Origin of the sequence: Neobacillus niacini, from assembly GCF_031456445.1 — a bacterium.
Lineage (GTDB): Bacteria > Bacillota > Bacilli > Bacillales > Cytobacillaceae > Neobacillus > Neobacillus niacini_I.
Genome location: NZ_JAVDUQ010000043.1, coordinates 32348 through 46900, shown reverse-complemented (window position 1 = coordinate 46900; position 14553 = coordinate 32348). Strand labels below are relative to the sequence as shown.

The following is a 14553-nucleotide window of genomic DNA, read 5'->3' as shown; positions in this document are numbered from 1 at the left end:
TAAACACGCTCAAGTGGCTCTACGACGAACTTCCCGTACTAGGCATCATCGTTGATCTCAACCGTTTCGATTTTTGGTTTTTCTATTTCGATCATCAAATAACCCTCCTTCAAAACGTCGAAAACCTCAATTAGCTAAGATGACTAATCGAAATTCCCCCATGTATACGTTCCCGTTTTGTGCACAACAACTGGAATTAATCTTCTGTATGAACGGAAAAATTAGTATCATATCCCATTATAGACAGGGATAGGAAAGTCTATACAGAAAAATTAAACACGACGACGTTTTGGTGGACGGCATCCATTATGAGGAACAGGAGTAACATCTTTAATTGCTGTTACTTCAAGACCAGCAGCCTGAAGAGCACGAATTGCAGCTTCACGTCCTGCACCAGGTCCTTTAACCGTTACTTCTAACGTTTTCATCCCGTGTTCGATAGAAGTTTTGGCTGCTGTTTCAGCTGCCATTTGCGCTGCGAATGGAGTAGATTTACGAGAACCTCTAAATCCAAGTGCACCTGCACTTGACCATGAAATTGCATTACCATGGACATCAGTGATTGTTACAATTGTGTTGTTAAATGTTGAACGGATATGTGCAATACCTGATTCAATATTCTTTTTAACACGACGCTTACGTGTATTCGTTTTACGTGCCATTTAAATAACCTCCTTTGCCGATTACTTCTTCTTGTTCGCAACAGTCTTACGAGGACCTTTGCGTGTACGAGCGTTGTTTTTAGTATTTTGTCCACGAACCGGTAAACCACGACGATGACGTAATCCGCGGTAACAGCCGATTTCCATTAAACGCTTAATGTTAAGAGAAATTTCACGGCGAAGATCACCTTCAACTTTTAATTTGTCGATGATATCACGGATTTTGTTTAATTCGTCTTCAGTTAAATCACGCACACGAGTATCTTCAGAAACACCAGCTTCTGCTAAGATTTTTTGTGCTGTATTTTTACCAATACCATAAATGTAAGTTAATGAGATAACTACACGTTTTTCACGTGGAATATCCACACCAGCAATACGTGCCATTAAGTGCGCACCTCCTTCAAAAATTAACCTTGTTTTTGTTTATGTTTAGGGTTTTCACAGATAACCATGACTTTACCGCGTCTACGGATAACTTTGCACTTTTCGCAGATCGGTTTAACAGATGGTCTTACTTTCATTATCCTAACCTCCTTAGTAGTACGGAGTGCAAGCAGATTATTTAAAGCGGTAAGTAATTCTTCCGCGTGTCAAGTCATATGGAGAAAGCTCAACAGTCACTTTGTCACCCGGAAGGATTCGAATGAAGTGCATTCGAATTTTACCAGAAACATGAGCTAGCACAGTATGACCATTTTCTAATTCTACCTTAAACATTGCATTTGGCAAAGTTTCAATGACTTTACCTTCAATTTCAATAACATCATCTTTGGCCATTGGACACGTCTCCCTTCTCTTTTCAGATTGTCATTTATTTAAAAACTTTTGTAAGTGCAAATCTAAGTCCAACTTTACAATTATAGCACATGACTCGCACCACGTCTGCTAGTAACAATTAGAAATTGCAATTTCTATGCCAGGCTGTAGACGCGGTCTTGTTAACGATTTGTATCATCATGTAAGTTTTGCCAAACACAGAGTCCGGCATACTCATGTACAATTGAAAACCACTTGCATCCACAAAAGTTAGAATCTTATCGGAGATGTTCGAGAGACATTAGCCTGGTTTTGCATTGGATCATTAAATTAAATCCCTTAATAATTGTTCAATGTCAGCAAATACAACATTAATGTCCTGCTGGCCATTGATCGTCCGCAAATATCCCTTTGTTTCATAGAAATCCAATAATGGCTGGGATTGTTTAATATTTACATCTAAACGATTTTGTACGGTTTCTGCATTATCATCTGCTCGTTGGTACAATTCTCCGCCGCAGCGATCGCATTTCCCCTCATGAACTGGCGGGTTAAACACAAGATGATAAGTTGCGCCACAATCTTTACAAATGCGGCGGCCAGTTAAGCGCTCCATTAGGATATTCTTGTCAACATCAATGTTAATGACATAATCAATTGACCTGTTAAGTTCAACAAGAAGAGTTTCCAATGCTTCTGCTTGAGGTACTGTTCTAGGAAAGCCGTCTAGTAAGAATCCTTTTTGACAGTCTTCTTTACTTAATCGCTCACGAACAATTCCGATCGTTACTTCGTCCGGAACAAGCGCACCTTTGTCCATGAAGGATTTAGCTTTTAAACCTAGTTCTGTTCCTTCTTTCATCGCTGCACGGAACATATCTCCAGTAGAGATATGAGGGATGCCGTATTTTTCGACTATTCTTTCGGCCTGTGTGCCTTTACCGGCACCTGGAAGCCCCATTAATACTAAATTCACACGTATTCCCCCTCGTGCTATTGATAGGTTTTAAGGGGACTTAGCCCCCAAACCCTTTACTTAATAAAGCCTTTATAATGACGTTTAACCAATTGAGCTTCAAGCTGTTTCATCGTATCAAGGGCAACCCCGACAACGATCAGTAAGCTTGTTCCTCCTATTTGAGCTGATTGCGGTAGATTCCCTATCTTAATAAAGATAACAGGTAGTACCGAAATCGCTGCTAAGAAGAGTGCACCAACAAATGTTAAACGATATAATACGCGCGTCAAGTATTCTTGTGTGCTTTTTCCAGGACGAATACCTGGAATATAGCCACTTTGCTTTTGTAAGTTTTCCGCAGCTTGTTCAGGGTTCACTTGGATAAAAGCATAGAAATAAGTAAACGCAATAATTAATGCGGCATATATGATCATCCCAATTGGATGAGAATAATCAAATATTTTATTAACCCAAATGGTTACGTTATTTTGTGGGAAGAAAGAAGCAACCGTCCTCGGCGTTACAATAAAGGAAATCGCAAAGATAACAGGGATAACCCCTGCAGCGTTAACCTTTAATGGCATATGAGTGGATTGTCCTCCTACAGGATTTCGGCCTGCCACAACACGTTTAGCATACTGGATTGGAATTTTACGATTTGCTTGTTGAATAAAAATAACACCTACAACAATAGCAATGACCGCAATCGCAATAATTACAACAGTAACAATTCGTAAAAATAACGCTTCTCCGGCATTTTCAAACTGTTGTACAAAAATTTGTTTAACCGTAGTTGGGATCCCAGCAACAATTCCTGCAAAGATGATGATGGAAATTCCATTTCCAACACCTTTTTCAGTAATTTGCTCACCAAGCCACATTAGGAATGATGTACCAGCAGTTAGAACAACCGCAATTAATAGATACGTACCAATTCCCGGGTTTTCAATCAATTGGCCACTTGCAAGGTTATTGAAACCGTAGGACATACCTAATGCTTGGATAAATCCAAGCACAACAGTAAAGTAGCGGGTAAACTGAGCAGTTTTCCGCCGTCCGGCTTCTCCCTGTTTAGACCATTCCGTGAATTTTGGTACAACATCCATTTGTAAAAGCTGGATTATAATTGATGCAGTGATATACGGCATAATACCCATTGCAAAGATGGAGAATTGTTTTAATGCTCCACCTCCAAAAGTATTTAAAACACCGAATACACTAAGTTTATCCTGGGCACTAAGTACATCAGCATTTACATTAGGCACAGGAATAAATGTACCTAGACGAAAGACTATTAACATTAAAAGGGTAAATAGAATCTTTCGTCTTATATCACCAACGCGCATAAAATTGGAGATTGTTCGGAACATTAGATCACCTCAACGCTTCCACCGGCAGCTTCAATTGCTTCTTTGGCGGCAGAGGAGAATTTATGAGCTTTAACAGTCAATTTTTTCTCTACGTTCCCTTTAGCAAGAATTTTAATTCCTGCTCTTTCGTTCTTAACTACGCCTGATTCGATAAGAAGTTCTGGAGTAACTTCAGTACCTTCTTCAAAGCGATTAAGAGCATCAAGGTTCACAACTGCAAATTCTTTACGGCTGAAATTCGTAAAACCACGTTTTGGTAAACGACGGAATAATGGTGTTTGACCACCTTCGAATCCTAGACGAACACCGCCGCCGGAACGAGCATTTTGTCCTTTATGACCTTTACCAGCAGTTTTACCTTGACCAGAACCGATACCACGTCCAAGACGCTTACGTTCTTTACGGGAACCTTCCGCAGGTTTTAATTCATGAAGTTTCATATTGGCACCTCCTTATGAAAGAAAACAATCTCTTATTGTTCTTTTACTGTTACAAGGTGAGCAACTTTGGTAATCATGCCGCGAATAGCAGCGTTATCTTGATGCTCAACTGTTTGATTTAATTTACGTAATCCAAGCGCAGTAACTGTCGCACGTTGGTCTTCAGGGCGACCAATCAGGCTACGGTTGAGGGTAATTAATAGTTTCGCCATTTGAATTCCCCCCTTATCCTAACAGTTCTTCTACTGATTTACCACGTAACTTTGCTACGTCCTCAGCACGTTTTAATTGTTTTAAACCATCTACAGTTGCACGAACCATATTAATTGGTGTATTTGTTCCTAAAGATTTTGAAAGGATATCAGCAACACCAGCTAATTCAAGAACCGCACGAACTGGTCCACCAGCGATAACTCCTGTACCTTCAGAAGCAGGTTTTAAAAGGATTTCGCCAGCACCGAAACGACCAATTACTTGGTGAGGAACAGTAGTTCCAACCATAGGTACTTCGACTAAGTTTTTCTTCGCATCTTCGATAGCTTTACGAATCGCATCCGGTACCTCTTGAGCTTTACCAGTACCGAATCCGACATGACCGTTTTTATCTCCAACTACTACAAGAGCAGTGAAACGGAAACGACGTCCACCTTTAACAACTTTCGCAACACGGTTAACCGTAACTACGCGTTCTTCTAGTTCAAGTTTGTTTGGATCAATACGACGCATCTTTTTGTGTCCCTCCTTTGTCTATTAAAATTGTAAGCCGTTTTCGCGAGCAGCATCAGCTAATGCTTGAATACGTCCATGATAAAGGTATCCTCCACGGTCAAAGACAACATTTGAAATACCTTTTTCAGCTGCACGTTTCGCAACTAATTCTCCGACCTTTTGTGCAGCACCAACATTGCTTGAAGACTCAAGATTTAATTCTTTATCTAAAGTTGAAGCACTTGCTAAAGTAACTCCATTCATGTCATCGATAATTTGAGCATAAATATGTTTATTAGAACGAAACACATTTAGACGTGGACGAGCTGAAGTTCCGCTAAGTTTCGCACGGACACGAGCGTGTCTTTTACGGCGAACAGCGTTTTTATCAAGCTTCGTAATCATTTACGTCACTCCTTTCGTTTACCCATAAGGCTATTACTTACCTGTTTTACCTTCTTTACGACGGACGAATTCACCTTCGTAACGAATACCTTTGCCTTTATAAGGCTCCGGTGGACGAACGTCACGGATGTTAGCAGCTAGTGCGCCAACGCGCTCCTTGCTAGTACCTTTAACGATAATTTTTGTGTTTGCAGGGACTTCAATTTCGATACCTGCTTCAGGTTCGATTTCAACTGGATGAGAATAACCTACGTTTAAAACAAGCTTGTTACCTTGTTTTTGCGCACGGTATCCAACACCGATAAGTTCAAGTCCTCTTTCAAATCCTTTAGATACACCCTCTACCATGTTTGAAAGCAACGCACGAGTAGTTCCGTGCAATGCGCGGTGTTCTTTTGAATCAGACGGACGAGACACATTGATAATATTCTCTTCAATTTTAATTTCAATATCAGGATTAAAAGAGCGAGATAATTCGCCTTTAGGTCCTTTCACAGTAACAGCATTATTGTTTAAAGTAACTGTAACTCCAGTTGGAATTTCAATTGGTTTTTTTCCTACGCGAGACATTTAGTGCACCTCCATTCTTTCAGAAACTCTATTACCAAACGTAAGCTAATACTTCTCCGCCAACTTGTTTTGCACGAGCTTCTTTATCAGTAATAACACCTGTTGATGTTGAAACTAGTGCAATACCAAGACCATTAAGTACGCGAGGTACCTCATTGGATTTAGCGTAAACGCGAAGACCAGGCTTACTAATACGTTTAAGACCAGTAATAACACGTTCGTTATTTGTACCGTACTTAAGGAAGATACGGATAATACCTTGTTTGTTGTCATCGATAAATTCAACGTCACGTACGAAACCTTCGCGCTTTAGAATTTCAGCGATTTCTTTTTTGATATTAGAAGCAGGTACTTCTAACTTTTCGTGACGTACCATATTCGCATTTCGAATGCGAGTAAGCATATCAGCAATTGGATCTGTCATGACCATTATTTTTACCTCCTTCCCAAACCTTTAGTTTTACCAGCTGGCTTTTTTAACACCAGGAATTTGTCCTTTGTATGCTAATTCACGGAAACAAATACGGCAAAGCTTAAATTTACGATATACAGAGTGTGGACGTCCGCAACGTTCGCAACGTGTGTACTCTTGTACTTTGTATTTAGGCGTGCGCTTTTGTTTCGCAATCATTGACTTTTTAGCCACGTTTTCGCCTCCCTTATTTAGCGATTACTTTTGGAATGGCATTCCAACTTGAGTTAACAACTCACGAGCTTCTTCATCGGTGTTAGCAGTGGTAACGATAACGATATCCATACCACGAACCTTACTTACTTTATCGTAATCAATTTCTGGGAAGATTAATTGTTCCTTAATACCCAAAGTATAGTTACCACGACCATCGAATGCCTTCTTAGAAACACCACGGAAGTCACGTACACGAGGTAATGATACAGAAACTAATTTATCCATGAATTGGTACATGCGCTCTCCACGAAGAGTAACCTTTGCACCGATTGGCATACCTTCACGAAGGCGGAAACCAGCGATTGATTTTTTCGCACGAGTTACGACAGGCTTTTGACCAGTAATTGTAGCAAGTTCTTCTACAGCATTATCAAGTGCTTTAGCATTTTGAACTGCGTCACCAACACCCATGTTAATAACGATCTTCTCAATTTTTGGTACTTGCATTACTGATTTATAATTAAATTTGCTCATTAGAGCAGGAGAAATTTCTTTTACAAATTTATCTTTTAGGCGGTTCACTTATTGTACCTCCCTTCTTAATTTAAACTATTTATCTAAAACTTCACCGGATTTTGCTACGCGTACTTTTTTGCCATCAACCGTTTTGTAACCTACACGAGTTGGGTTACCTGATTTAGGATCGATAGGCATAACGTTTGATACATGAATTGGAGCTTCTTGGCTGATGATTCCACCTTGTGGATTCACTTGAGAAGGCTTAGTGTGTTTTTTCACGATGTTTACACCTTCTACAAGCACACGGGCTTCTTTAGGGTAAGCAGCTAGAATCACACCAGTTTTGCCTTTATCCTTACCAGAGAGAACTCTTACTTTGTCACCTTTTTTCACATGCATCATTAAGCACCTCCTTAAAGGCATATTAATTTAAAATTATAATACTTCTGGAGCTAAAGAAACGATTTTCATGAAGTTGTTTTCGCGAAGTTCGCGGGCAACTGGTCCGAAGATACGCGTACCGCGTGGGCTCTTATCATCTTTGATAATTACACATGCGTTTTCGTCGAATTTAATGTAGGTACCATCAGTGCGACGTGCACCGCTTTTTGTACGTACAATAACAGCTTTAACCACATCACCTTTTTTAACAACGCCACCTGGTGTTGCTTGTTTAACTGTACATACGATAACATCGCCGATACCAGCAGTTTTGCGACCAGAACCACCGAGAACTTTAATAGTAAGTACTTCACGAGCACCAGAGTTGTCAGCAACTTTTAAACGTGATTCTTGTTGAATCATGCGTGTAACCTCCCTTCGGAATGAACATAATCCGAACAATTAAATAATAACTGCTTTTTCTACTACTTCTACTAGACGGAAGCGCTTTGTAGCTGAAAGCGGGCGAGTTTCCATGATACGTACGATGTCGCCAACTTTTGCCTGATTTTGCTCATCATGAGCTTTATACTTTTTAGAGTACTTAACGCGTTTACCGTATAATGGATGCTTTTTGTATGTTTCGACTAAAACAGTAATAGTTTTATCCATTTTGTCAGAAACAACGCGTCCAGTGTAAACTTTGCGTTGGTTACGTTCACTCATTGTGTGAACCTCCTCTCACTATTACTTGTTTACGCTGATTTCTCTTTCACGAATCACTGTCTTCATGCGAGCAATCGCTTTGCGTACTTCACGGATACGAGCCGTATTTTCAAGTTGTCCTGTCGCCAATTGAAAGCGAAGGTTGAAAAGCTCTTCTTTTAATGATTTAACTTTTTGTTCAATTTCAGCAGTGGTAAGGTCACGAAGTTCATTAGCTTTCATTTGATTCACCACCAATTTCTTCACGTTTTACAAACTTACATTTTACTGGAAGTTTGTGCATTGCAAGACGAAGTGCTTCACGAGCGATTTCTTCTGAAACGCCAGCGATTTCAAACATAATTTTTCCTGGTTTAACAACGGCTACCCATCCTTCAGGCGCCCCTTTACCAGAACCCATCCGCACCTCTAGAGGCTTAGCAGTATAAGGTTTGTGTGGGAAAATTTTAATCCAAACTTTACCGCCACGTTTCATGTAACGAGTCATTGCAATACGAGCCGCTTCGATTTGACGGTTTGTGATCCAAGATGCTTCTAATGCTTGAAGACCGTATTCACCGAAAGTTACTTCAGTGCCGCCTTTTGCGTTTCCACGCATTTTTCCGCGGTGTTGACGGCGATATTTTACGCGTTTTGGCAATAACATATTATTTGCCTCCTTCCTCAGTTTTCTTCTTAGTAGGAAGGACTTCTCCACGATAGATCCATACTTTTACGCCAAGCTTACCATAAGTAGTGTCTGCTTCAGCTGTTGCATAGTCGATGTCGGCGCGAAGTGTATGAAGTGGAACTGTTCCTTCGCTGTAGTGTTCTGAACGAGCAATATCTGCACCGCCTAAACGACCGGATACCATTGTTTTAATACCTTTCGCTCCAGCACGCATAGCACGTTGGATTGCTTGCTTTTGTGCACGACGGAAAGATACACGGTTTTCTAATTGACGAGCAATATTTTCAGCAACTAATTTAGCGTCAACATCTGCTTTCTTGATTTCAAGAATGTTGATGTGTACACGTTTGCCAGTTAATGCATTTAATGCTTTACGAAGTGCTTCAACTTCTGTACCGCCTTTACCGATAACCATACCTGGCTTTGCAGTATGAACAGTTACGTTTACACGGTTTGCAGCACGTTCGATTTCTACTTTAGAAACAGAAGCATCTTTTAAACGTTTCGTGATGTACTCACGAACCTTAAGGTCTTCGTGTAAAAGATCAGCAAAGTCTTTACCTGCGTACCACTTAGATTCCCAATCACGGATGATCCCGATACGCAAACCGACTGGATTTACTTTTTGACCCACTGATTATCCCTCCTTCTTTTCTGATAGAACGATTGTAATATGGCTAGTACGTTTGTTAATTTGGCTTGCACGACCCATTGCGCGAGGACGGAAACGTTTTAAAGTTGGTCCTTCGTCAACAAATGCTTGTGCAACTACCAAGTTATTTACGTCCATTTCATAGTTGTGCTCGGCATTTGCCATAGCAGATTTTAAAACTTTCTCAACGATTGGAGAAGCAGCCTTAGGAGTGAGATTTAAAATCGCCACCGCTTCACCAACTTGCTTACCTCGAATTAAATCGACGACTAAACGTGCTTTACGAGGAGCAATACGAACTGTTCTTGCAACAGCTTTAGATTGCATTTGGATGCCCTCCTCTCTTAACGTCTGGTTTTCTTATCATCATTACCATGGCCTTTGTAAGCACGAGTTGGAGCGAATTCTCCAAGCTTGTGTCCAACCATGTCTTCAGTTACATATACAGGCACATGTTTGCGACCATCATAAACTGCGATCGTGTGACCGATAAATTGTGGGAAGATCGTAGAACGGCGTGACCAAGTTTTAATAACTTGTTTACCTTCAGTTTCATTTAACTTTTCGATCTTAACCATTAAATGATCATCAACGAATGGTCCTTTTTTTAAGCTGCGACCCATGAATGAACCTCCCTTCGTGACAGTTCTACGGTTCTTCCTTTGAACCGTAGGCGCGTCACGTTATTTTTTACGACGACGAACGATAAATTTGTCCGATTTATTTTTCTTCTTACGAGTTTTGTATCCAAGAGTTGGTTTGCCCCATGGAGTCATTGGTGATTTACGTCCGATAGGAGCGCGACCTTCACCACCACCGTGTGGGTGATCGTTAGGGTTCATAACAGATCCACGAACAGTTGGGCGCTTGCCTAACCAGCGAGAACGTCCAGCTTTACCAATGTTAATTAGTTCGTGCTGTTCGTTTCCGACTTGACCGATTGACGCGCGGCATTCAGAAAGAATCATACGAACTTCACCGGAATTTAAACGTACTAGTACGTATTTTCCTTCTTTACCAAGTACTTGTGCGGATGTTCCGGCAGCACGTACCAATTGTCCACCTTTACCTGGTTTTAATTCAATGTTGTGTACCACAGTACCAACTGGAACGTTAGCTAATGGAAGAGCATTACCTACTTTAATATCTGCCTCAGGACCAGACATTACTTCCATGCCAACTTGTAGGTTTTTAGGAGCCAAGATATAACGCTTTTCTCCATCTACATAGTTGATTAATGCAATATTTGCAGAACGGTTTGGATCATACTCAATTGTGGCAACGCGTCCAGGAATGCCATCTTTTGTACGTTTAAAGTCAATTAAACGATATTGACGCTTATGGCCGCCACCTTGATGACGAACAGTTAACTTACCTTGGTTATTACGGCCGCCTTTTCTCTTTAACGGAGCTAATAGAGATTTTTCTGGTGTGCTAGTTGTGATTTCTGCGAAATCAGAAGTAGTCATACCGCGACGACCATTGGAGGTAGGTTTGTACTTTTTAATCGCCATTTTGTTTCCCTCCTCTTCTTGATAGATTCTTAAGCTTCAAAGAATTCGATTTCTTTGCTGTCAGCTGTTAATTTAACAATTGCCTTACGACGTTTATTTGTGTAACCACCGAATTTACCCATACGCTTGAATTTACCTTTGTAGTTCATGATGTTTACTTTTTCAACATCAACGCCAAAGATTGTTTCAACAGCATCTTTAACTTGAGTTTTATTCGCTCTAACATCAACTTCAAATGTATATTTCTTTTCAGCCATTAAGTCAGTAGAACGTTCAGTGATAACGGGGCGCTTAATGATATCGCGTGCATCCATTATGCAAGCACCTCCTCTACTTTTTCAACCGCTGCTTTAGTCATGATCAACTTATCATGATTTACAACGTCTAGTACGTTGATTCCATCAGCTGTTACAACCGTTACACCAGGGATGTTTCGAGCAGATAATGCTACGTTCTCATCTAGGTCAGCAGTAACGATAAGTGCTTTCTTCTCAACAGAAAGACCACCTAATACTGATTTGAAATCTTTTGTTTTTGGTGCATCGAAAGCTAAACTTTCAAGAACCAAGATGTTTTCTTCTACCACTTTAGATGAAAGTGCAGATTTGATCGCTAAGCGACGCACTTTTTTAGGTAATTTATAGCTATAGCTGCGTGGTGTTGGACCGAATACAGTACCACCTCCGCGCCATTGTGGAGAACGGATAGACCCTTGACGAGCACGACCAGTTCCTTTTTGACGCCATGGTTTACGTCCACCACCGCGTACTTCAGAACGACCTTTTACTTTATGAGTTCCTTGACGTAAAGAAGCGCGCTGCATAACAAGTGCTTCAAATAATACGTGTTGGTTTGGCTCAATACCAAATACTGATTCATTAAGTTCGATTTCACCAACTTGAGATCCAGTTTGGTTTAATAATGCTACTTTAGGCATGCTTTTGTTCCTCCTTTCTTATGAAGTAATTATGCTTTTACCGCACGTTGAATTTTTAGTAATGATTTTTTAGCTCCTGGAACATTACCTTTGATCAATAATAAGTTACGCTCAGCATCAACTTTTACAATCTCAAGGTTTTGTACTGTAACTTGTTCTCCACCCATACGTCCAGGTAATGCTTTACCTTTAAATACACGGTTTGGAGCAACAGGTCCCATTGAACCAGGACGACGATGATAACGGGAACCGTGAGCCATAGGGCCGCGGGATTGTCCATGGCGTTTAATTGAACCTTGGAAACCTTTACCTTTTGAAATTCCTGTTACATCTACAGTTTCACCTGCAGCGAAAATATCAACCTTGACTTCTTGACCAACTTCATACCCTGCTACATCAACTCCGCGAATTTCGCGAACGAAGCGCTTAGGAGCAGTATTTGCTTTCGCAACGTGGCCCTTTTCTGGTTTATTAGCTAATTTTTCACGTTTATCATCAAAACCGATTTGAATTGCTTCATATCCATCAGTTTCAACTGATTTCTTTTGAAGAACAACGTTTGCAGCAGCTTCAACAACAGTAACTGGGATTAAATTGCCGTTTTCAGCGAATACTTGAGTCATACCAATCTTTCTTCCTAAGATTCCTTTGGTCATTTAGTCACACCTCCTATAATTTATGTTCATTTATTTTTATTAAAGTTTAATTTCGATATCAACACCAGATGGTAAATCTAAACGCATTAATGCATCAACTGTTTGTGGAGTCGGATTAACGATGTCGATTAGACGCTTATGTGTCCGCATTTCGAATTGCTCACGAGAATCTTTGTACTTATGAACCGCACGAAGAATTGTGTAAACAGATTTTTCAGTTGGTAATGGAATCGGACCAGATACTGCCGCACCAGAACGTTTTGCTGTTTCTACGATTTTCTCTGCAGATTGATCAAGAATTCTGTGATCATACGCTTTTAAACGGATACGAATTTTTTGTTTTGCCATTATTTTCCCTCCTTTATCGCCTATTTTATAAATAGACATACTCAGTGAAAATTTCCCACACACTCGCCATGGCAAAGCGGCCGGGTGTGTCAGCAACCTTTCACTTCATCGCAGTCAAAGACCAACATTGTCTATTATACATAAAACATAATTCAAACGCAACAATTATTACGATTTTCTTTTATGTTTCTTGTGCCTAGCACACTTTTACTATTATAACGGCACATATAGTCAATTTCAATAGTAAAGATTAATCTCCAAAAATATCCTAATAGAAATTTAGGTTATTTCAGAAGACGCAAAATTCTAAAAAGAAATGACATAAGATAATAGAAGAAACTCGTTTTTTAAATAAAAATTGCTTAACGGAGCTCCATCTCTTTTTTTCACAAAAAAAAGCAGATGGATCGTCACCCATCTGCTTTTACTATTATTTTATTACGCTTGAATTGAAGTAATAGTACCAGATCCTACAGTACGTCCGCCTTCACGGATAGAGAATTTAGTTCCTTCTTCAACCGCAACTGGAGCGATAAGTTCAACAGTCATTTCGATGTGGTCCCCAGGCATAACCATTTCTGTTCCTTCTGGAAGATTACAAATACCAGTAATATCAGAAGTACGGAAATAGAATTGTGGACGGTAGTTTGTGAAGAATGGAGTATGACGTCCACCTTCTTCTTTTGTTAAAACATAAACTTGAGCAGTAAATTTAGTGTGTGGAGTGATTGACTTTGGTTTAGCCAATACTTGTCCACGTTCGATTTCTTCACGTGCTACACCACGAAGAAGAGCACCGATGTTGTCTCCAGCTTCTGCGAAGTCAAGAAGCTTACGGAACATTTCTACACCTGTTACAGTAGTAGATTTTGGTTCTTCAGTGAAACCAACGATTTCAACTACATCACCAACTTTTACTACACCACGCTCAACACGTCCTGTAGCAACAGTACCACGACCAGTGATTGAGAATACATCCTCAACTGGCATCATGAATGGCTTATCAGTATCACGAGTTGGAGTTGGGATGAACTCATCAACAGCGTTCATAAGTTCAAAGATTTTTTCTTCCCATGCAGCATCGCCTTCTAATGCTTTAAGAGCAGAACCTTTGATAACTGGAGTGTCATCGCCAGGGAAATCGTATTCAGAAAGAAGATCACGAATTTCCATTTCTACTAATTCAAGAAGTTCTTCGTCGTCAACCATGTCACACTTGTTCATGAAAACAACAAGGTAAGGTACACCGACCTGACGAGATAATAGAATGTGCTCACGAGTTTGTGGCATTGGACCATCAGTTGCAGATACAACTAGGATACCGCCGTCCATTTGTGCAGCGCCAGTGATCATGTTTTTAACATAGTCAGCGTGTCCTGGGCAGTCAACGTGTGCGTAGTGACGAGCATCAGTTTCATACTCAACGTGTGCAGTAGAGATTGTGATTCCACGTTCTTTTTCTTCAGGAGCACCATCGATTTGATCATATGCACGTGCTTCTGCTTTACCGGACTTAGCAAGAACAGAAGTGATTGCAGCAGTTAAAGTAGTTTTACCATGGTCAACGTGTCCGATTGTACCAATGTTAACGTGTGGCTTTGAACGGTCGAATTTAGCTTTTGCCATTTGGAAAATCCTCCTTTGGATTAT

28 protein-coding genes are annotated in these 14553 nt (G+C 40.3%); all 28 read right to left on the bottom strand.

The window, feature by feature from the left end:
- Positions 1-272: 272 nt before the first annotated feature.
- Positions 273-662, bottom strand: a complete 390-nt coding sequence (gene rpsK / locus J2Y67_RS24685; RefSeq protein ID WP_024027886.1) for a 30S ribosomal protein S11 — start codon at positions 660-662, stop codon at positions 273-275.
- Positions 663-683: 21 nt separating this feature from the next.
- Positions 684-1049, bottom strand: coding sequence for a 30S ribosomal protein S13 (gene rpsM, locus J2Y67_RS24680; RefSeq protein ID WP_026574108.1), 366 nt, complete (start codon positions 1047-1049; stop codon positions 684-686).
- A gap of 23 nt (positions 1050-1072) precedes the next feature.
- A complete protein-coding gene (gene rpmJ / locus J2Y67_RS24675) occupies positions 1073-1186 on the bottom strand; it encodes a 50S ribosomal protein L36 (protein ID WP_000868344.1) in 114 nt (37 codons plus the stop codon).
- Positions 1187-1223: 37 nt separating this feature from the next.
- Complete coding sequence (gene infA, locus J2Y67_RS24670; RefSeq protein WP_007085268.1) at positions 1224-1442, bottom strand: translation initiation factor IF-1; 219 nt, start codon at positions 1440-1442, stop codon at positions 1224-1226.
- 304 nt (positions 1443-1746) lie between these two features.
- The gene (locus J2Y67_RS24665; RefSeq protein WP_310178318.1) at positions 1747-2397 is read right to left on the bottom strand and encodes an adenylate kinase; all 651 of its coding nucleotides are present in this window, start codon (positions 2395-2397) and stop codon (positions 1747-1749) included.
- Between the two features lie 56 nt (positions 2398-2453).
- Entirely contained in the window at positions 2454-3749 is a 1296-nt protein-coding gene (gene secY, locus J2Y67_RS24660) for a preprotein translocase subunit SecY (protein WP_310178317.1), read from the bottom strand.
- A complete protein-coding gene (rplO, locus tag J2Y67_RS24655) occupies positions 3749-4189 on the bottom strand; it encodes a 50S ribosomal protein L15 (protein ID WP_026574105.1) in 441 nt (146 codons plus the stop codon). Before rplO ends, secY begins: the two co-directional genes overlap by 1 nt.
- Before the next feature lie 32 nt (positions 4190-4221).
- On the bottom strand, positions 4222-4401 hold the full coding sequence (gene rpmD, locus J2Y67_RS24650; RefSeq protein WP_310178313.1) for a 50S ribosomal protein L30: 180 nt from the start codon (positions 4399-4401) through the stop codon (positions 4222-4224).
- Positions 4402-4414: 13 nt separating this feature from the next.
- Positions 4415-4915, bottom strand: a complete 501-nt coding sequence (rpsE, locus tag J2Y67_RS24645; RefSeq protein ID WP_026574103.1) for a 30S ribosomal protein S5 — start codon at positions 4913-4915, stop codon at positions 4415-4417.
- 24 nt (positions 4916-4939) lie between these two features.
- On the bottom strand, positions 4940-5302 hold the full coding sequence (gene rplR / locus J2Y67_RS24640) for a 50S ribosomal protein L18 (protein WP_310178311.1): 363 nt from the start codon (positions 5300-5302) through the stop codon (positions 4940-4942).
- Between the two features lie 33 nt (positions 5303-5335).
- Positions 5336-5872: a 50S ribosomal protein L6 gene (gene rplF / locus J2Y67_RS24635; protein WP_310178309.1), complete on the bottom strand. Its 537-nt coding sequence runs from the start codon at positions 5870-5872 to the stop codon at positions 5336-5338.
- Between the two features lie 31 nt (positions 5873-5903).
- Positions 5904-6302, bottom strand: coding sequence for a 30S ribosomal protein S8 (gene rpsH, locus J2Y67_RS24630; protein WP_310178307.1), 399 nt, complete (start codon positions 6300-6302; stop codon positions 5904-5906).
- 30 nt (positions 6303-6332) lie between these two features.
- Entirely contained in the window at positions 6333-6518 is a 186-nt protein-coding gene (rpsN, locus tag J2Y67_RS24625; RefSeq protein ID WP_009499044.1) for a 30S ribosomal protein S14, read from the bottom strand.
- 24 nt (positions 6519-6542) lie between these two features.
- Positions 6543-7082 (bottom strand): 50S ribosomal protein L5, encoded by a 540-nt coding sequence (rplE, locus tag J2Y67_RS24620; protein WP_310178288.1) that lies wholly within the window; start codon positions 7080-7082, stop codon positions 6543-6545.
- A 27-nt stretch (positions 7083-7109) separates the two neighbouring features.
- On the bottom strand, positions 7110-7418 hold the full coding sequence (rplX, locus tag J2Y67_RS24615; RefSeq protein ID WP_198313633.1) for a 50S ribosomal protein L24: 309 nt from the start codon (positions 7416-7418) through the stop codon (positions 7110-7112).
- 36 nt (positions 7419-7454) lie between these two features.
- Positions 7455-7823: a 50S ribosomal protein L14 gene (gene rplN / locus J2Y67_RS24610; RefSeq protein WP_026574097.1), complete on the bottom strand. Its 369-nt coding sequence runs from the start codon at positions 7821-7823 to the stop codon at positions 7455-7457.
- Between the two features lie 39 nt (positions 7824-7862).
- Positions 7863-8126: a 30S ribosomal protein S17 gene (gene rpsQ, locus J2Y67_RS24605; RefSeq protein WP_026574096.1), complete on the bottom strand. Its 264-nt coding sequence runs from the start codon at positions 8124-8126 to the stop codon at positions 7863-7865.
- Positions 8127-8147: 21 nt separating this feature from the next.
- The gene (rpmC, locus tag J2Y67_RS24600) at positions 8148-8348 is read right to left on the bottom strand and encodes a 50S ribosomal protein L29 (RefSeq protein WP_026574095.1); all 201 of its coding nucleotides are present in this window, start codon (positions 8346-8348) and stop codon (positions 8148-8150) included.
- Entirely contained in the window at positions 8338-8772 is a 435-nt protein-coding gene (rplP, locus tag J2Y67_RS24595; protein WP_026574094.1) for a 50S ribosomal protein L16, read from the bottom strand. The genes rpmC and rplP overlap by 11 nt, the downstream gene beginning before the upstream one ends.
- A 1-nt stretch (position 8773) precedes the next feature.
- Positions 8774-9430 carry a 30S ribosomal protein S3 gene (gene rpsC, locus J2Y67_RS24590; RefSeq protein ID WP_026574093.1) on the bottom strand — a complete coding sequence of 219 codons (657 nt, stop codon included), beginning with the start codon at positions 9428-9430 and terminating at the stop codon, positions 8774-8776.
- Positions 9431-9433: 3 nt separating this feature from the next.
- On the bottom strand, positions 9434-9775 hold the full coding sequence (gene rplV / locus J2Y67_RS24585; protein ID WP_310178283.1) for a 50S ribosomal protein L22: 342 nt from the start codon (positions 9773-9775) through the stop codon (positions 9434-9436).
- A gap of 17 nt (positions 9776-9792) precedes the next feature.
- Entirely contained in the window at positions 9793-10071 is a 279-nt protein-coding gene (gene rpsS, locus J2Y67_RS24580) for a 30S ribosomal protein S19 (protein WP_310178281.1), read from the bottom strand.
- A 60-nt stretch (positions 10072-10131) separates the two neighbouring features.
- Positions 10132-10962: a 50S ribosomal protein L2 gene (rplB, locus tag J2Y67_RS24575; protein WP_310178280.1), complete on the bottom strand. Its 831-nt coding sequence runs from the start codon at positions 10960-10962 to the stop codon at positions 10132-10134.
- 29 nt (positions 10963-10991) lie between these two features.
- Positions 10992-11276: a 50S ribosomal protein L23 gene (rplW, locus tag J2Y67_RS24570; protein ID WP_133339218.1), complete on the bottom strand. Its 285-nt coding sequence runs from the start codon at positions 11274-11276 to the stop codon at positions 10992-10994.
- Entirely contained in the window at positions 11276-11899 is a 624-nt protein-coding gene (gene rplD, locus J2Y67_RS24565) for a 50S ribosomal protein L4 (protein ID WP_310178277.1), read from the bottom strand. The genes rplW and rplD overlap by 1 nt, the downstream gene beginning before the upstream one ends.
- 29 nt (positions 11900-11928) lie before the next feature.
- On the bottom strand, positions 11929-12555 hold the full coding sequence (gene rplC, locus J2Y67_RS24560; protein ID WP_310178275.1) for a 50S ribosomal protein L3: 627 nt from the start codon (positions 12553-12555) through the stop codon (positions 11929-11931).
- 39 nt (positions 12556-12594) lie between these two features.
- Positions 12595-12903, bottom strand: coding sequence for a 30S ribosomal protein S10 (rpsJ, locus tag J2Y67_RS24555; protein WP_007085291.1), 309 nt, complete (start codon positions 12901-12903; stop codon positions 12595-12597).
- A 438-nt stretch (positions 12904-13341) separates the two neighbouring features.
- Entirely contained in the window at positions 13342-14529 is a 1188-nt protein-coding gene (tuf, locus tag J2Y67_RS24550; RefSeq protein WP_310178269.1) for an elongation factor Tu, read from the bottom strand.
- Between the last annotated feature and the right edge of the window lie 24 nt (positions 14530-14553).